This is a genomic window from Isoptericola sp. NPDC057391 (assembly GCF_042668085.1).
Lineage (GTDB): Bacteria > Actinomycetota > Actinomycetes > Actinomycetales > Cellulomonadaceae > Isoptericola.
Map to the genome: position 1 here is coordinate 1 of NZ_JBHVBO010000087.1, position 16453 is coordinate 16453.

Sequence of the window (16453 nt, forward strand, 5' to 3'; positions counted from 1 at the left end):
GGTCCGGACCACTACCTCACGGGGTTTCGAACTACCTCGGCATGGGCTCAGGCGGAGAAGCCGGTGCGGCGCGCACCCTCGCGGGACGCGCGCACCTTCTCCCCCTTCGCCCGCGCGACGTCGCCGAGCTCGGCCTGGAACGCGACCATGCGCTCGCGCAACGCGAGCGATTCGGCGTCGGTGCCCGAGGCGAGGATGCGCGCGGCGAGCAGGCCCGCGTTGCGCGCCCCGCCGATGGAGACGGTCGCGACCGGGACCCCGGCGGGCATCTGCACGATGGACAGGAGCGAGTCCATGCCGTCGAGGTGGCGCAGCGGCACGGGCACCCCGATCACCGGCAGCGGCGTCACCGCGGCCAGCATCCCGGGCAGGTGCGCGGCGCCGCCGGCGCCCGCGACGATGGCGCGCAGGCCCCGCTCGGACGCGGTGCGGCCGTAGTCGATCATCTCCGTCGGCATGCGGTGCGCCGAGACGACGTCGACCTCGACCTCCACGCCCAGCTCGGCCAGCGCGTCGGCGGCGGCCTCCATGACCGGCCAGTCCGAGTCCGACCCCATGACGATGCCGACGGCGGGCGTGCTCATGCGTGCTCCTTGGTGGTGCCGGTGCTGGTGGTCGTGCTCTCGCCGCGCAGCAGCGCGGCGGCGTCGAGCGCGCGGCGGCGCACCTCGTCGAGGTCCGTGCCGCTGACGTTGACGTGCCCGAGCTTGCGCCCCGGGCGGATGCCCTTGCCGTACAGGTTGACGCGGGCCTCGGGGAACCGTGCGAGCACGTCGGGCAGCGCGTCGGTGAGGGCGTCGAGGCTCGAGCCGAGCACGTTGGCCATCACGGTCCAGGGCGCGCGGGCGGCGGTGTCGCCGAGCGGCAGGTCGAGCACGGCGCGCAGGTGCTGTTCGAACTGGCTCGTCACCGCGCCGTCGATGGTCCAGTGGCCGGAGTTGTGGGGACGCATCGCGAGCTCGTTGACCCACACCGCGGCGGCGCCGTCGGCCTCGCGGGTCTCGAACAGCTCGACGGCGAGGACGCCGGTCACGCCCAGCCCCTCCGCGACCGCGACGGCGATCCGGCGCGCCTCGGCATCCACCGCCGGGTCGAGGTCGGGCGCCGGCGCGACGACCTCGGCGCAGACGCCGTCGCGCTGCACCGACTCGACCACCGGCCAGGTGCGCACCTCGCCGGACGGGCGGCGCGCGACGAGCGCCGCGAGCTCGCGCACGAACGGCACCTTCCGCTCGACCAGCAGCGGCGGGGCGCCGTCGGCGGCGGCCTGCAGCCAGTCCGCGACGTCGTCGGGCGACGACACGACGCGCACGCCCTTGCCGTCGTAGCCGCCCCGAGAGGTCTTCACCACGGCCTCGTGCCCGGTCTCGTCCGCGAGGAACGCGGCGAGCGCCTCGCGCGCGGCGGCCGGGTCGGTCGGCAGCGCGGCCCAGCGCGGGCACGGCAGGCCCAGCTCGGTGAGGCGGCGCCGCATGACGATCTTGTCCTGCGCCTGGACCAGCGCGTCCGGGCCGGGGCGGACGGGCGTGCCGTGGTCGATGAGGTCCTGCAGCAGCGCGTTCGGCACGTGCTCGTGCTCGAACGTGAGCACCGCGGCCGGGGCTCGCCCGTCGTCGGGGGCGATGAGGGCGCGAATCGCGGCGTCGTCGCTCGCCACGCCGACCGGCGCGTCGGTGACCACCTGCGCGGCCGACGACGCCGGGTCCTCGACCAGCACCCGCAGGCCCACCCCCAGCTCGGCGGCGGCGGGCGCCATCATGCGGGCGAGCTGGCCGCCCCCCACGACGGCGACGACAGGGGCTGCGCTGGCAGGGCTGGCTGAGGCTGTGGTGGGTCCGGTCACGGGCACCGAGGATACCGGCCGCGGGTCCGCGCCCGTCCTCGCCGGACCGGCCGGCTCAGTCGCCGTGGTGGTGCAGCCAGCCCCGCCGGCGGCCGCGCGACGAGATCGTCGTGCCCGGCGGCAGCACCAGGTGCGGGTCGAGCGTGCGGGGCACGCCCGCGAGGAAGAGCGCGAAGACCGGGGGCCGGCGCTGCACCAGGTCGAGCCGCCCGCCGTCGGCGGCCGCCAGGTCCCGTGCCAGCGCGAGGCCGAGGCCGGTGCTGCCGCCCGTCGTCGTGCCGCGCTCGAAGATCCGCGTCGCGACGTCGTCGGCCACGCCCTCCCCCTCGTCGGCGACCTCGATCGCGACCGCGCCGGTCGTGCCCGACGGGCGCGAGCGCACCGTCGTCGTCCCGTCGCCGTACTTGAGCGAGTTCTCCAGCAGGGTGGCGATGATCTGCGCCAGGGCCCCCGGCGTCGCGAGCACCTGCATCCCGTCGGGGACCTCGATGACGAGCCGGCGCCCGGCCCGCTCGAACGTGGGCGCCCACTCCTCCTCCTGCTGGAGCACGACGTCGGCCAGCACGACGGCCTCCGTGGTGCCGCCCTGCGACCGGCGCGACGCGGCGAGCAGGTCGTCGACGACGGTGACCAGCCGTTCCACCTGCTCCAGCGAGATGCGCGCCTCCTCGACGACCTCGGGGTCGTCGGAGGCGAGGGTGATCTCCTCCAACCGCATCGTGAGCGCCGTCAGCGGCGTGCGCAGCTGGTGCGACGCGTCCTGCGTGAACTGCCGCTCGGCCGCGAGCCGGCCCGCGAGCCGGTCGGCGGACCGGGCGAGCTCCGCGGCGACGAGGTCGATCTCCTCGACGCCCGACGGCTCGAGGCGCGGGCGCACCTGCCCCGACCCGAGCTGTTCGGCGGACGCCGCGAGGTAGACCAGAGGCGCGGACAGCCGGTTCGCCTGCCACACCGCCACGGCGATGCCGGCCGCGATCGCGACGATGCCCGCGATGATGACCAGCACCACCGTCTGCGCGGACTTCACGTACGCGCCGATGGCCGACACCGTCATCGACACGCCGACGTTCTTGTCGGTGAGCTTCGCCTTGTCGATCGTCGGCGGGGAGACCGGCTCGCCCGCCGTGAGCTGGGTGCCGTCCGGCAGGGTCACGACGACGTACGCGGGCAGGTCGCCCTCGCTGCCCTCGGCCGCGCGCTGCACCGTCGCCTCCTCGACGACGTCGCCCCGCTCGAGCGTGTTGTCGACGCTGCGCGCGAGCGTGTCCACCCGGTTGGTGACGCGCTGCTCCTCGGTGGCCAGGACGTACCGGGCCCCGAAGATGCCGAGGGGGACGCCGAGCAGGAGCACGGCGACGGCGACCGCGGAGATGGTCGCCAGCAGGACGCGGCGACGCACGAGGTCAGCCCTGTCCCGTCGGCGTCAGCTCGCGCCGAGCTCGAAGCGGAACCCGAGCCCTCGCACGGTGGAGACGTAGCGCGGGGCGTTGGCGTCGTCGCCGAGCTTGCGGCGCAGCCACGACACGTGCATGTCGAGCGTCTTGGTGGAACCGACCGGGTCGGAGCCCCAGACGTCGCGCATCAGCGTGTCGCGCACCACGACCGACCCGGCGTTCGCGACCAGCACCTTGAGCAGGTCGAACTCCTTGGTGGTCAGGTGCAGCTCGCGCTCGCCCTGGAACGCGCGGTGCGCGGAGACGTCCACCCGCACGTCCTGCGCGCGCAGCTCCTCGTCCTCGCCCGTCTCGCCGTGCGTGCGGCGCAGCAGCGCCCGGACGCGGGCGAGCAGCTCCGCGAGGCGGAACGGCTTCGTCACGTAGTCGTCGGCGCCCGCGTCGAGCCCGACGACCAGGTCCACCTCGTCCGCGCGAGCCGTGAGCACCAGCACCGGCACCGTCAGCCCGGAGCCGCGGATCTCGCGCGCGACGTCCAGGCCGTCCATGTCCGGAAGGCCCAGATCGAGGACGACGATGTCCGCGTTCCCGGCGTTGTCGACGGCTCCTTGACCAGTTCCTTGCACGATGACGTCGTAACCCTCACGCGTGAGAGCCCGCGCCAAAGGCTCGGCAATAGCCGGGTCGTCCTCGGCCAGCAGTACGTGGGTCATTCCCTCATGCTAGCGGCAACGTCGCTGGTCCTGGACCCCTCCCCACGCCGCGTCGGCGCCAGTCGGGTGTGACATGGAGATGACGCACCGGCACGTCGCCGTCCTCGACGGCGGCACCCGCGCCCGCCGTCCGCGCACGCCACGGGGTCCCCCCGCGGGACGACGGGCGTCGCGGCGGGTCCGCCCCCGGGCGGACGCGGCCGCCCCGGCGCCCACCTACCCTGGCGGACATGAGCTGGATCGAGAGGATGGGGCGCTGGTTCGAGGCGCACCGCTTCGGCGTCGACCTGACGACGACGGTGGTGCTCGCCGGCTTCATGCTCGTGGCCGCGACGGACGTCTACACGGCCGACCCCTACCTCTCCCGCGCCGGGTCCGTGGCGTGGACGTTCGCGCTGCTCGCCCCGCTCCCCTGGCGCCGCACCCGGCCCGTGCCGTCCGCCGTCGCGATCTTCGCCGTCGCGCTCGCGCACATGCTCGCCGGGTACCCGATGATCATGCCGGGCGACCTGCTCGTGCTCGTCGCCCTGTTCTCGGTGACCGTCTACGGCCCGACCTGGGCGCACGTCACCGCGATCTGCGCGACGGCCGTGGGGAGCGTCGTCGTGCTGCCGATCACCGTCGGCATCCGCGCCGGCCAGAGCGCCTCCGCCGTGCTCGAGATGGTCCCGGTGGGGGTCTTCTGCCTGGTCACGGGTCTCGCCGTCTGGGCCTTCGCGCTGGTGCGGCGATCCCGGCGCGTCACCATGGACGCGCTGCGCGACCGCGCGCACCGCCTCGAGATCGAGCGCGACCAGCAGGCCCGGATCAGCGCCGCCGCCGAGCGCGCCCGCATCGCCCGCGAGATGCACGACATCGTCGCGCACTCCCTCTCCATCGTCGTCGCGCAGGCCGACGGCGGCCGGTACGCCGCGGCGTCCGACCCCGCGGCCGCCGTGCGCGCCCTGGGCACCATCAGCGAGACCGGTCGCACCGCGCTGACCGACATGCGCCGCCTGCTCGGCGTGCTGCGGTCGCAGGACGACGAGGACACCGCGCGCCTCGAGCCCGCGACCGGCTCCACGCCGACGGCCGCGCTCACCGCCGGTGCGACGAGCGGGGGCGAGCGGGCCGCCTCGGCCGGGGACGAGCCGCGCCAGGCACGCCCCGCGCCGCAGCCCGGCGTGGAGGAGATCGAGGACCTCGTGGCGCAGGCGCGGGACGGCGGGCAGCGTGTCTCTCTGGTACGCGTCGGCGAGCCGCGCACGCTGCCCGCGGGGATGGGGCTCACCCTGTACCGCGTGTGCCAGGAGTCGCTGACCAACGTGCGCAAGCACGCCGGCCCCGACCCCGCCGTGACCGTCGCGGTGCGCTGGACGCCGTCGACCGTCGAGCTCGAGGTGCTCGACGACGGGCGCGGCGCCGCCGCCACCAGTAACGACCCCGGGTTCGGCCTGCGCGGGATGCGCGAGCGGGCCAACCTGTACGGCGGCACGCTCGAGACCGGGCCCCGCCGCGGCGGCGGCTTCCGCGTGCACCTCGAGCTGCCGCTGCCCGGTGCGCCGGTGACCGCCCCGCCCGCGCCGACCACCACCCAGGAGGACGCATGACCCCGCCCGCCGACGTCGCGCCGCCCGCGCCCGGACCCGTGCCCGCACCCGCGGGCGGCGTCGTGCGCGTCGCGCTGGTCGACGACCAGCAGCTCGTGCGCGCGGGCTTCCGCATGGTCATCGACTCGCAGCCGGACCTGGAGGTCGCGCTCGAGGCCGGCGACGGCGCGCAGGCGCTGCGGCTGCTCGCCGACCACCGGGTCGACGTCGTGCTCATGGACGTGCGCATGCCGCACCTCGACGGGCTCACCGCCACCGCCCGCCTCACCGCCGCGCCCGACGCGCCGCGCGTCATCGTGCTCACCACGTTCGACCTGGACGAGTACGTCCTCGAGGCCATCCGCAGCGGCGCCTCCGGCTTCCTGCTCAAGGACGCGCCGCCCGAGGAGATGCTCGCCGCGATCCGCACCGTGCACGCCGGGGACGCCGTCATCGCGCCGTCGTCCACCCGCCGCCTGCTGGAGCACCTGGTGACGGCGCTGCCCGCGGACGAGGCCGCACCGCAGCACGACGCGCTGGCGGGCCTCACCGACCGCGAGCGCGAGGTGCTGGTGCTCATGGCCCGCGGCCGGTCCAACACCGAGATCGCCGCCGACCTGTTCGTCGCCGAGGCCACCGTGAAGACGCACGTCGGGCGCATCCTCGCCAAGCTCGACGCCCGCGACCGCGTGCAGGCCGTCGTGACCGCCTACGAGACCGGCCTGGTCCGCCCCGGCTCCTGACCCGAGTTGTCAGGGCCACGCGCACGTTCCCGTGGCTCTGGTCCTGACAACTCGCGGCTCCCCGAGTTGTCAGGGCCACGCGCACGTTCTGCTGCTCCTGGTCCTGACAGGTCACCAGCCGAGGTGGCGGCGCACGACGGCGAGCACCCGCTCCGGCTCGTAGCGCGCGGCCATCGCGGGCAGCCGGATGCGCACGGTGGCGGCGTCGGCGCCGAGCTCGGCGTCGCGCAGGAGGTCGTCGTACCAGCGGTCGCGCTCGAGGTGGCCGACGCCGTCGATCTCGACGACGAACCGGCGCCCACCCGGCAGCCGCCACTCCACGTCGAGGAACCGCCGTCGTCCGCGGGCGTCGGTGCGGACCGCCTGCCGGGCGGGCTCGGGCAGCCCGCCCCGGCGGCACAGCCGGGCGAAGTCGATCTCCGCGAGCGAGTCCGCGCCGCCGACGATGTCCGCGAGCGCCAGCCGCATCACCTTGCGGTGCCGGACCTTGCCGACCGTGTCGAGCATGGCAAACAGGTCGTCCGTCGCCCCCAGGCGTTGCTGCACGACGGCGGCCATCAGGCCCGCCGCGGTGCGCCACGAACGCTGCCACGCCCCGGCGTCGACCGCGGCCCGCGCGATGCTGTGCACCGGCAGCCCGCCGGCGTCGACGGCGTCCTCCTCGCGCAGGCGTCGCGACTCGTGCACCACGAGCCAGGGGTGGCGGTCGGGGTAGGCGCCACGGGGGACGACGACGTGGATCGGGTCGCGGTGCCAGCCCTCCAGGCCACCGACCTCGAGCGCGCTCCAGGCGCCGATGACGCTCCCGGCCGGAGCTCCGAGCACCGCCGCCCAGCGTCGCGCTGCCCGGGTCAGCGGGCCGCGGTGCGTGACGAGCACCTGCTCGCTCAACGCCCGCCACCGCAGGGCGGCCAGGTGACAGGCCACCTCGGGAGGGCCGACGCCCAAGCGGGAAAGCTGCGAGCGGGTCACCACACCGTGCTGCCGGTCGACGAGCTCCCGCAGCCCGTCGACGCTGACGTACACCTCACGCGATCCGGTCATGCCGATGAGCGTGCGGGGCCTCACCCCACGGCCACCGCCCGCGACCGACCCGCTGGGGAAGCCCGGTCGAAGGTGCCTGCTGTGGGCAGCCTCCCACCCGCGAGTTGTCAGGGCCACGACCGCCGAAACCTTCTCCAGGCCCTGACAACCCGACGCGCCGGCGACCTGTCAGGGCCAGGAGCACGGGAACGTGCGCGTGGTCCTGACAACTCGGTGAGGGCGCAGGTCAGGGGGCGTTCAGGGTACGGGTCAGGGTCGGTGTCATACCTGAGGATGACCTGGGAGCTCGCAAGGACCCACCCTCGGGCCGATGTCGGCGGCGCGGGCGCTCCGTAGCGTCGGTGGTGTCCTGGTCCGAGGGCTCCGCGGAGCTCCCGGGCCACCACCCCGAGACACCGGAGAGCTTCCGTGGACACGACCGTGTACGTCCCGATCCCCGACGAGGGCACCGCCGCCCGACCGACCGTCACCCCGGCCGTGCGGGCCCGCGCCCTGACCAAGACGTACGGCCGCGGCGAGGCGCAGGTGCGCGCCCTGGACGGCGTCGACGTCGACTTCACGGCCGGCCGCTTCACCGCGATCATGGGCCCGTCCGGCTCGGGCAAGTCGACCCTCATGCACCTGCTCGCCGGCCTCGATTCGGCCACGAGCGGGCAGTCGTTCATCGGCTCCACCGAGGTGACCGGCCTGAACGACAAGGCCCTCACCGCGCTGCGCCGCACCCGCGTGGGCTTCGTGTTCCAGCAGTTCAACCTGCTGCCGATGTTCACGGCCGAGCAGAACATCACGCTGCCGGTCGAGCTGGCCGGCGGCACCGTCGACCGGAAGTGGCTCGGCACGCTCGTGGACACCCTCGGGCTGAGCAAGCGGCTCACCCACCGCCCGAGCGAGCTGTCCGGCGGCCAGCAGCAGCGCGTCGCCATCGCGCGCGCCCTCATCGCCCAGCCCGACGTCGTGTTCGCCGACGAGCCCACGGGCAACCTCGACTCCCGCTCCGGCGCGGAGGTGCTGAGCTTCCTGCGCCGCTCGGTGCGCGAGCTCGGCCGCACGATCATCATGGTCACCCACGACCCGGCGGCCGCCGCGTACGCGGACCGCGTCGTCCTCATCGCCGACGGCAAGATCGCGGGCGACATCACGGACCCGACGCCGGAGTCCGCCCTCGCCGGTCTCGACGCGCTGCGGACGGTGGCCTCGCGATGATCCGCCTCACCCTGTCGCAGATGCGGCGCAGCGCCGGCCGGCTCGCCGCCGCCGGCCTCGCGATCGTCATCGGCACCGCGTTCGTCGCGATCACCCTCCTCGCGGGCAACGTCATCACCCGCACCACCTACGACTCGATCGCCGCCCAGTTCACGGGCGCCGACCTCGTGGTCCGCGGCGTCCCCGCGGACGACGCCGCCCTCGACGCCGTCCGCGGCGCCGACGGCGTCGCCACCGCCGACCCGCAGCTCATGACGTACCAGCAGCTCGAGTCGGGCGGCCGCACCATCTACCAGGGCGTGCTGGCCGAGCCCACGGACACGAGCGTGCTGCCGCTCGAGGTCGCCGACGGCGCGCTGCCCGAGGCCTCGGGCGAGATCGCGCTGCCGGTCGACGTCGCGGAACGCCTCGACGCGGCCCCGGGCGACGCCGTCACCCTCGTGCGCAACGTCCTCGAGGGCGACCAGAGCTCCGAGGAGGACGCCTGGTCCGAGGTCCGCGAGCAGCTCACCGTGTCGGGCACGCTCACCGACCCGTTCGGCGCGTACTCCATGCAGGGCGGCGCGGCCGTCGCCCCCGCGGCGGACGTCGCCACGTGGGAGGCCGACCTCTACGCCCCGGGCGAGGAGTCCCTCGAGCCGACGACCGTGCTCGTCACCCTCGACGACGGCACCGACGTCGAGGCCGCCCGCACGGCCGTCACCGGCGCGCTCACCAACGCGGCCGCGGCGTCCGGTGCCGACACCGCCGACCTCAAGGTCGTGACGCCCGAGGAGCACGCCGAGTCGGTCGCCAGCGCCATGACCGGCGGCGAGAACGTCATGTTCACGCTGTTCGTGCTGGTCTTCGCGGCCGTCGCGCTGCTCGTCGCCGCGCTGGTCATCGCGAACACGTTCCAGGTGCTGGTCGCCCAGCGCACCCGCACGCTCGCCCTGCTGCGTTGCGTGGGTGCGGACAAGGGCCAGCTGCGGCGGTCGGTGCTGTTCGAGGCGGCCGTGCTGGGCCTGCTGTCCTCCGCGGTCGGCCTGGTGGCCGGCGTCGGGCTGGGTCAGGCCGCGCTCACGATCGGCCGCGGCATGGACCTGGGGGTCCCGCTGCCGGCGACGGTCACGATCACGCCCGCCGTCGTGCTCATCCCCCTGGCGGTGGGCACCCTCGTGACGCTGGTCGCGGCGCTCTCCCCCGCCCGGGCCGCGACGCGCGTCGCCCCGCTCGAGGCGCTCCGCCCCGCCGACGCGCCGTCGGCGGCCCGCGGCGCGGGCCGCGTGCGCCTGGTGCTCTCGATCCTCGTCTCCGTGATCGGCTTCGCCCTCCTGGGCGGCGGTGTCGCGATGAGCACGGTGGGCCAGGAGCCCACCACAGGGCTCCTGCTCGGCGTCGCCGGCGGCGCGCTGTCGTTCGTCGGCGTCCTGGTGGGCTCGGTGTTCTGGCTGCCCCGCGTGGTGGCCCTCGCCGGCCGCCTGGTCGGCATGTCCGGCCCGACGGCGCGGCTCGCGGCCGCGAACACGCTGCGCAACCCGCGGCGCACCGCCGCGACGTCCACCGCGCTGCTCATCGGCGTCACGCTCGTCGGCATGATGTCGACCGGCGCGGCGAGCGCCCGGGTGACCATGGACTCCGAGCTGGACTCCCGCTACCCCGTGGACGTCACCGTCTCGACCGACCTGTCGAGCGACCCGACGAGCGTCGCGGCCGGCGACGCCACCGTGACGCCCGTCCCGTCGGCGCTGGCCGGCACCGTGGGCGACGTCACCGGCGTCTCCGGCGTCGTCGAGACCCCCGCGACGGCCGCCACGGTGACGGGCGACGGCGTGGACGAGGGCCTCGCGCTCACGGTCCGCGGCGTGACGCCGGACGACGCGGCGTCCGCGATGCGCAGCACGGAGATGGTCGAGCCTCTCGCGAAGGGCACGGCCGTGGTGCCGGAGGACGTCGCCGACGTCTGGGGCGTCAGCGAGGGGCAGCGCCTCACCCTCACCGGTCCCGACGGGACCCTCGACGTCACGGCCGCGATCACCGAGCTCGCGGACAGCGGCCTCCTCGTCGTGCCGGACGACCTGGCCTCGCTCGACGCCGACGCCCCCGTCACCAGCCTCTGGGTGGGCCTCGACGACCCGACCGACGCCGCGGCCGTCGTCCCGTCCATCCAGGACGCCGTGGCCGACACGGAGGCGCCCGCCGACGTCGTGGGCGCGGCGGTCGAGCGCGCCGGCTTCCAGCAGGTGATCGACACCGCGCTGGGGATCGTCGTGGGGCTGCTCGCGGCGGCCGTCGTGATCGCGCTGATCGGCGTGGCGAACACGCTGTCGCTGTCGGTCATCGACCGGCGCCGGGAGTCCGCCACCCTGCGGGCGATCGGGCTGTCGAAGGGCCAGCTGCGCGGCATGCTCGCGGTCGAGGGCCTGCTGATCGCCCTGGTCGGTGCCGTGCTCGGCGTGCTGCTGGGCCTGGTGTACGGCTGGGCGGGCGCCGCGGCGGCGCTCGGCTGGGCGGGCTCCCCCGTCATCGTGGTCCCGTGGCGCGACGTGCTGGTGATGCTCGTCGTGGCGGCCGTGGCCGGGCTGGTGGCGTCCGTCGCCCCCGCCCGCACCGCGGTGAAGACCTCGCCGGTGGAGGCGCTGGCGAGCGAGTAGCCGGAGTTGTCCACAGGCCGTCCGCGACGGCCGCCCCGGGCGGGCACCCTGGAGGTCATGTCGACCTCCACGGTGCCCGCCCTCGTCGTCCCCGCACCCGGCCCCGCCCGGGGGCGGGCGAACGACGTCCGGGTCACCGTGCGTCCGGGAGAGGACGTGCTCCTGCCCGCGGGCGTGCCGTTCGGCGCGTGCCGGGCGGGGCTCGCCGACCTCCTGCGCCGGCCCGAGCTGCGGCACGTCCCGTTGTGCGCCGGCGGCGTCCTCGTGTCCGACGACGACGTCGTCGGGCACCGCCCGCTCCTGCCCGGGGCCGTCGTCACCCTGCACGACGACGCCGGAGGCGGGCGCGCGCGAGCGGGCAGCACCGGCCCGGCGGCCGCCGTCCTCGACGGGCCGTGGCTCGCCGCCCGCGCCGACGGCCCGACCGCCGGCGCGACCGTCGCCCTGTCGCCCGGCACGTCGACCGCGCTGCCCGGCGACGCGGGCGCGCCGCCCGATCGCGCCGTGCTGGTTCGCGTCGACCCGCGGCGGCCGGACCGCGTCACCGTGCGGCTCACGGGGCCTGCCCGCGGGCCGCGCGGGGCGGCCCGGATCGTCCGGGGGACGGCCCCTGCACGACGGCGTGCGCGGGTGGTGGGGCGCGTGCCGCGCCGCTGGCGCGCCGACGGCGCGCTCGAGGTGACGGGCCCCCAGGGCGCGCGCACGTGGACTCTGCACCGCTCGGGAACGGTGGCGGCCTGGCTCGACGCCGCCCCCGGCCGTGCCGGCGACAGCGCCGAGGCGGTGTCGACGTCCGGGCCCGGCGCGGGGATGCTCGCCACCGCCGCGCTGCCCGTCGTGGGCTCCCTGGTGCTCGCCGCGGTGCTGCGTCAGCCGGCCTACGCCCTGTTCTCCCTGCTCGGCGTCGCGACCCTCGTGCCCCAGCTCCTCGCCGCGCGGCGCCGACGGCGCAGCGGGACGGATCCGTCGCCCACCTCCGGCGGTCCGCCGTCCGGCCCCGCGGCGGAGCACGGCGGTGTGCCGCCCCGCGTCGTGGGCGGGGCGCCCGGCCCGCTGCTCGCCCGGCTGGTCGCGGCGCACCAGGCGTCCGACGGTGCGTGGGACGCCGCGTGCGCGCGGGCTGCGGCCCGGGCTCGCACAGCCGGCCCTCTCGCCGGGGCGGCACGACCGGGTCTCCCGGCTCTCCGTCGGGGCAGCGGCGGTCCCGAGGGCGCGCACGACGCGGGATCGGGGACGGCGGCGGCCCGGGCGGTCGCCGAGCTGGTCCCGGACGGCGCGATCGCCGTGGTGGGGGCGCGTGCGGACGTGCTCGCGGCCGCACGGTCGGTGGTCGCCGAGCTCGCGGCGGCCGGCGCGGCGGTGGACGTCGTGGGGGCGCGCGACGCCTGGTCGTGGTGCCGCTGGCTGCCGGGCTCCGGCCCGCCCCTGCTCGTGGTCGACACGCCCGGCACGCCCGACGCCACCGCGGTCACCGCGCGACCCGCCGACGTGCTCGCGCGCGGCGGCGCCGTGCTGCTGTGCCTGCCCGACGGCGCGCCCGTGCCGTCGTGGTGCCGCACCACGTGGCGCGTGCGCGCGGGCCGGGTCCGGCGGGCGGCCCCCGACGGCTCGGCCGGCGCCGCGCCGCTCGTCGGGGTCGACGAGGCCTGGGCGGAGCAGGTCGCGCGCCTCGTCGCCGGTCTGGCGGGCCTGCGACGGTCCCTGGGGGCGCTGGACTCGGCGGACGGTCACGATGAGGCGGGACGGGCCGGCGACGACGGCGACCCGACCGACCCGCGGATCCCCGCGGCGGTCCCGCTGGTCGACCTGCTCGACGGGCCGACCGACGGCCTGTTCGATCCGGGCCCTGCCTGGGACGCCGCCGCCGGCTGGGCGGTGCCGCTCGGACGCGACGCCCGCGGCCGGCCCGTGACCTTCGACCTCGTGGCGGACGGCCCCCACCTGCTCGTGGCGGGCACCACGGGAGCGGGCAAGTCCGAGCTGCTGCAGTCGCTCGTGCTGGGGCTCGCGACGCGGCGGTCGCCGCGCGACGTCGCGCTCGCGCTCGTCGACTTCAAGGGCGGTGCGTCGTTCGGCGCGTGCGGACGGCTGCCGCACGTCGTCGGCCAGGTCACGGACCTCGACCCCGGGCTCGCTGGGCGCGCCCTGGCCGGGCTCCGGGCGGAGCTGCGCCGGCGCGAGCACGTCCTCGCCCGGCACGGGGCGGCGGACCTCGCCGCGCTGCCCCCGGGGTCGCCCGACGCCCCGCCCCGGCTCGTCGTGGTGGTGGACGAGTTCCGCGCCCTCGCCGACGACCTTCCGGACTTCCTGCCCGGCCTGCTGCGCGTGGCGGCGCAGGGGCGCTCCCTGGGCGTGCACCTCGTGCTCGCGACGCAGCGGCCCGCGGGGGCCGTGAGCGCCGACGTGCGGGCCAACGTCTCGGCGCGGCTCGCGCTGCGCGTCGTGGACGCCGCGGACTCGCTCGACGTGGTCGAGACGCCCGCGGCCGCCCGCATCGTGCCGGGCACGCCGGGGCGCGCCGTCCTGCGTCGCGGGGCCGAACCGCCGGTGGCGCTCCAGTGCGCCCACGCCGCGGCGCGCCCCGCTGCGCCCGAGGACCGGGTGCGCCGCGCTCCGGACTGGGCGTCTCCGCCCTCGGCCGCACCGTCGGTGCCCGACCCGCCGGAGCACCCCGCGGACGCCGGCGCGCGCTCGGGGCTCGTCGGCACGCTCGTCGACGCCTCCGTGCGCGCCGCCGCCGAGCGGGGCCTTCGTCCCGGCGCCGCCCCCTGGCTGCCCCCGTTGCCCGAGCGCGTCCGGGTCCGGGACCTCGTCGAGGCCGACGACGGCTCCGACGACGACTCCGGCGACGACCCGAAGGGCCTCCCCCTCGCGCTGGGCGACGACCCCGACCGCCAGCGCCGCACCGTCGTGCGCTGGGACCCGGACACCGGGCACCTGGCCGTCGTGGGCCGGGCGCGCTCCGGACGGACGACGACGCTCCAGACCCTGGCGGGGGCGGCGCTGGACGAGGGCTGGCACGTGCACGTGCTGGCCCCGGCCGCCGCCCTGGCCCGGTTCACGCCGCTCGAGCGCCACCCGGGCCTCGGCACCCTCGCCGGCCCCGCGTCGCCGCGTCGGGCGGCCCGGCTGCTGCGCCTGCTGGCGAGGGGCGGGACACAGGCGCCGGCACGGACGCTCGTCGTGGTCGACGGCGTCGACGAGCTGCGCGCCGCGCTCGCCGGGCCGGACCCGTGGGACCCGCTGGTGCGCGCGCTGGCCACGCCCGGCGTCGCGTTCGCGCTCGCCTCCGACGGCGCGACGCTCGGAGGGCTCGCCGCGCGGACCGGTCCGCGGCTGGTGCTGCTCGGCGGTGAGGCGCACGCCGACGTGCTCCTCGGCGCGCCGACGCACCTCGCCGGCCGGGGTGGGCCCGCGGGACGCGCCGCGTGGCTCGCGCGCGAGCAGGTCCTGTGCCAGGTGCTGCTGCCGGGCGGACCGTCCGGTCGGGACACCGGGCCCAGCCGCCGCGCCACGCAGCCCGCCGCCGCGCCGGTGCGGGTCCGGCCCCTGCCCGCGACCGTCGACGAGGCCGAGCTGCTGCCCCCGCGGGGGCGCGGTCCCCGCCACCTCGCAGGACCGCCCGACGGCCCGCACGACGCCGTTCCCCACGACACCGGTCCGGACGACACCGGTCCGCACGACGCCGGCTCGCTGCTCGTCCCGGTCGGGGTGGGCGGCGACGCGGCCGCCCCGGTCGCGCTGGACGTCGGTCAGGGCGCCCTCGTCACCGGGCCGCGGGCCAGCGGCCGCACCGCCGTCCTGCGGCTCGTCGTCCGGCGGCTGGCGGCGACGGGACGGCTGGCCGGCGTGGTGGCGCGGGACGCCGCGCTGCGCCGGGACGCCGGCGACGCCCCGGCCGTGCCGCCGTCGCCGGCCTCCCTGTCCGGGCTGCTCGACGGGCTGCTCGACGGGCTGCCGGACGGCCCGGCGGGGTCACCGGGCGACGGACCCGCGGACCACCGAGCGGACGCTCGTCGCGGCCCCGGGGTGCTCGTGGTGGACGACCTCGACGTCCTCGCGCAGCAGCACCCGCTGGAGGCGGAACGGATCGCGGCGCTGACCGACGGGACCGGCCTCGTGCTCGTGGCGGCGGCGAGCTCGACGGGGACGGCACTGGCGCACCGGGGCGCCCTCGCCGAGCTCCGCGCGCGACGCACCGGCGTGGTGCTGCACCCGGGCGAACGAGGGGCGGACGACCTGCTGGGCGTGCCGCTCGCGGACGGCGTCGACCCCGGACCCGCCCGCCCGGGGCGCGGCGCGCTGGTGCAGGCGGGGCGGGTGCGGGCGGTGCAGGTGGCGCGGCCGTCAGACGCGGTCCCGGCCGCCGCGGCCTCAGCCCGACGTCGCCTCGACGACCCGGCGGGTCATCACCGCGACGAGCACCGCGGCGGCGACGAGCAGCAGGCCGAGGCCCGCGAGCACCGCCCAGACCACCCCGGCGGTCAGCAGGCTGACGCCGACGAGGCCCTGCATGATCTGCCACACGACGATCGGCGCCCTGCCGCCGTGGCGCCCCGCCCACAGGGCTCGGCAGGACCCGACGAGCAGCCACGCGAGCCCGACGAAGAAGAGCACGAGGAAGACGCTCACGGCTACGCTGAGGGAAGCGCCGCGGACGAGCTCGACCCCGACCATCCCGGCCGCGCCCACGAGGAGGACCGCCTCGATCACGACCCCCGCGGCGACGACCTTCAGGCCCGGCGGGCGGGACCCCTCCGGAACACCGTCGGCGTCGGACGAGGGGGTGACAGGAGCGCGCATGACACGTCAGAATACGTGCGACCTGCGGTTTCACGACAGTGTGATGAAGCACTCACGCTTCATGCAGGAGAAACTTTCACGTAACCCCTTGTGCCGCGCTTCACGAGGTGTGACGCTGGACGGCAGATCAACCCCCACCCATCGGACCTGGTTTGGCGCGCCCTCACGCGCCCCCCCTGACGGACCAGGTCCCCCTGCACCGAGGAGATGACATGGACTGGCGCCACAAGGCCGCCTGCCTCGACGAGGACCCTGAGCTCTTCTTCCCCATCGGCAACACCGGCCCCGCGCTCCTGCAGATCGAGGAGGCCAAGGCCGTGTGCCGTCGCTGCGACGTCGTCGACACCTGCCTGAAGTGGGCCATCGAGTCCGGTCAGGACGCCGGCGTCTGGGGCGGCATGAGCGAGGACGAGCGCCGCGCGCTCAAGCGCCGCACCGCGCGCGCCCGCCGCGCCGGCTGACTCCGCGTCGCCAGCAGCACGACGAAGGGACGGACCGCAGGGCGGTCC

General features: G+C 76.6%; 11 protein-coding genes. 6 read left to right on the plus strand and 5 right to left on the minus strand.

The genetic code is table 11. The features are described 5' to 3' along the window. Nucleotides 1-47: 47 nt before the first annotated feature. The 4 genes from purE to ACFUVW_RS12215 are packed head-to-tail and all read right to left on the minus strand — an operon-like array spanning nucleotide 48 to nucleotide 3950. On the minus strand, nucleotides 48-584 hold the full coding sequence (purE, locus tag ACFUVW_RS12200) for a 5-(carboxyamino)imidazole ribonucleotide mutase (protein ID WP_430571594.1): 537 nt from the start codon (nucleotides 582-584) through the stop codon (nucleotides 48-50). Next, a complete protein-coding gene (locus tag ACFUVW_RS12205) occupies nucleotides 581-1843 on the minus strand; it encodes a 5-(carboxyamino)imidazole ribonucleotide synthase (protein ID WP_430571595.1) in 1263 nt (420 codons plus the stop codon). Before ACFUVW_RS12205 ends, purE begins: the two co-directional genes overlap by 4 nt. A gap of 55 nt (nucleotides 1844-1898) precedes the next feature. Continuing rightward, nucleotides 1899-3242, minus strand: coding sequence for an ATP-binding protein (locus ACFUVW_RS12210; protein ID WP_430571596.1), 1344 nt, complete (start codon nucleotides 3240-3242; stop codon nucleotides 1899-1901). Between the two features lie 24 nt (nucleotides 3243-3266). Then, nucleotides 3267-3950, minus strand: coding sequence for a response regulator transcription factor (locus ACFUVW_RS12215; protein WP_346456979.1), 684 nt, complete (start codon nucleotides 3948-3950; stop codon nucleotides 3267-3269). Nucleotides 3951-4180: 230 nt separating this feature from the next. Between ACFUVW_RS12215 and ACFUVW_RS12220 the strand changes: the two genes are divergently transcribed. Then, a complete protein-coding gene (locus tag ACFUVW_RS12220; protein WP_430571597.1) occupies nucleotides 4181-5539 on the plus strand; it encodes a sensor histidine kinase in 1359 nt (452 codons plus the stop codon). Continuing rightward, the gene (locus ACFUVW_RS12225; protein ID WP_430571598.1) at nucleotides 5536-6261 is read left to right on the plus strand and encodes a response regulator; all 726 of its coding nucleotides are present in this window, start codon (nucleotides 5536-5538) and stop codon (nucleotides 6259-6261) included. The genes ACFUVW_RS12220 and ACFUVW_RS12225 overlap by 4 nt, the downstream gene beginning before the upstream one ends. A 111-nt stretch (nucleotides 6262-6372) precedes the next feature. Here the strand turns inward: ACFUVW_RS12225 and ACFUVW_RS12230 are convergent, their stop codons facing one another. Next, nucleotides 6373-7305 carry a hypothetical protein gene (locus ACFUVW_RS12230; protein WP_430571599.1) on the minus strand — a complete coding sequence of 311 codons (933 nt, stop codon included), beginning with the start codon at nucleotides 7303-7305 and terminating at the stop codon, nucleotides 6373-6375. A gap of 408 nt (nucleotides 7306-7713) precedes the next feature. Between ACFUVW_RS12230 and ACFUVW_RS12235 the strand changes: the two genes are divergently transcribed. The 4 genes from ACFUVW_RS12235 (at nucleotide 7714) to ACFUVW_RS12250 (ending at nucleotide 16405) form a co-directional block, all read left to right on the plus strand. Next, entirely contained in the window at nucleotides 7714-8508 is a 795-nt protein-coding gene (locus ACFUVW_RS12235) for an ABC transporter ATP-binding protein (protein WP_430571600.1), read from the plus strand. After that, nucleotides 8505-11141: an ABC transporter permease gene (locus ACFUVW_RS12240; RefSeq protein ID WP_430571601.1), complete on the plus strand. Its 2637-nt coding sequence runs from the start codon at nucleotides 8505-8507 to the stop codon at nucleotides 11139-11141. The genes ACFUVW_RS12235 and ACFUVW_RS12240 overlap by 4 nt, the downstream gene beginning before the upstream one ends. 57 nt (nucleotides 11142-11198) lie before the next feature. Then, on the plus strand, nucleotides 11199-16028 hold the full coding sequence (locus ACFUVW_RS12245; RefSeq protein ID WP_430571602.1) for an FtsK/SpoIIIE domain-containing protein: 4830 nt from the start codon (nucleotides 11199-11201) through the stop codon (nucleotides 16026-16028). A gap of 128 nt (nucleotides 16029-16156) precedes the next feature. Further along, the gene (locus tag ACFUVW_RS12250) at nucleotides 16157-16405 is read left to right on the plus strand and encodes a WhiB family transcriptional regulator (protein ID WP_166849954.1); all 249 of its coding nucleotides are present in this window, start codon (nucleotides 16157-16159) and stop codon (nucleotides 16403-16405) included. Nucleotides 16406-16453 lie beyond the last annotated feature (48 nt).

What these genes read in the sequence shown, in the direction of transcription:
- ACFUVW_RS12215 (WP_346456979.1), bottom strand. Translation starts at nt 3,950, where the DNA reads ATGACCCACGTACTGCTGGCCGAGGACGACCCGGCTATTGCCGAGCCT.
- ACFUVW_RS12230 (WP_430571599.1), bottom strand. Translation starts at nt 7,305, where the DNA reads ATGACCGGATCGCGTGAGGTGTACGTCAGCGTCGACGGGCTGCGGGAG.
- purE (WP_430571594.1), bottom strand. Translation starts at nt 584, where the DNA reads ATGAGCACGCCCGCCGTCGGCATCGTCATGGGGTCGGACTCGGACTGG.
- ACFUVW_RS12245 (WP_430571602.1), top strand. Translation starts at nt 11,199, where the DNA reads ATGTCGACCTCCACGGTGCCCGCCCTCGTCGTCCCCGCACCCGGCCCC.
- ACFUVW_RS12250 (WP_166849954.1), top strand. Translation starts at nt 16,157, where the DNA reads ATGGACTGGCGCCACAAGGCCGCCTGCCTCGACGAGGACCCTGAGCTC.
- ACFUVW_RS12240 (WP_430571601.1), top strand. Translation starts at nt 8,505, where the DNA reads ATGATCCGCCTCACCCTGTCGCAGATGCGGCGCAGCGCCGGCCGGCTC.
- ACFUVW_RS12220 (WP_430571597.1), top strand. Translation starts at nt 4,181, where the DNA reads ATGAGCTGGATCGAGAGGATGGGGCGCTGGTTCGAGGCGCACCGCTTC.
- ACFUVW_RS12225 (WP_430571598.1), top strand. Translation starts at nt 5,536, where the DNA reads ATGACCCCGCCCGCCGACGTCGCGCCGCCCGCGCCCGGACCCGTGCCC.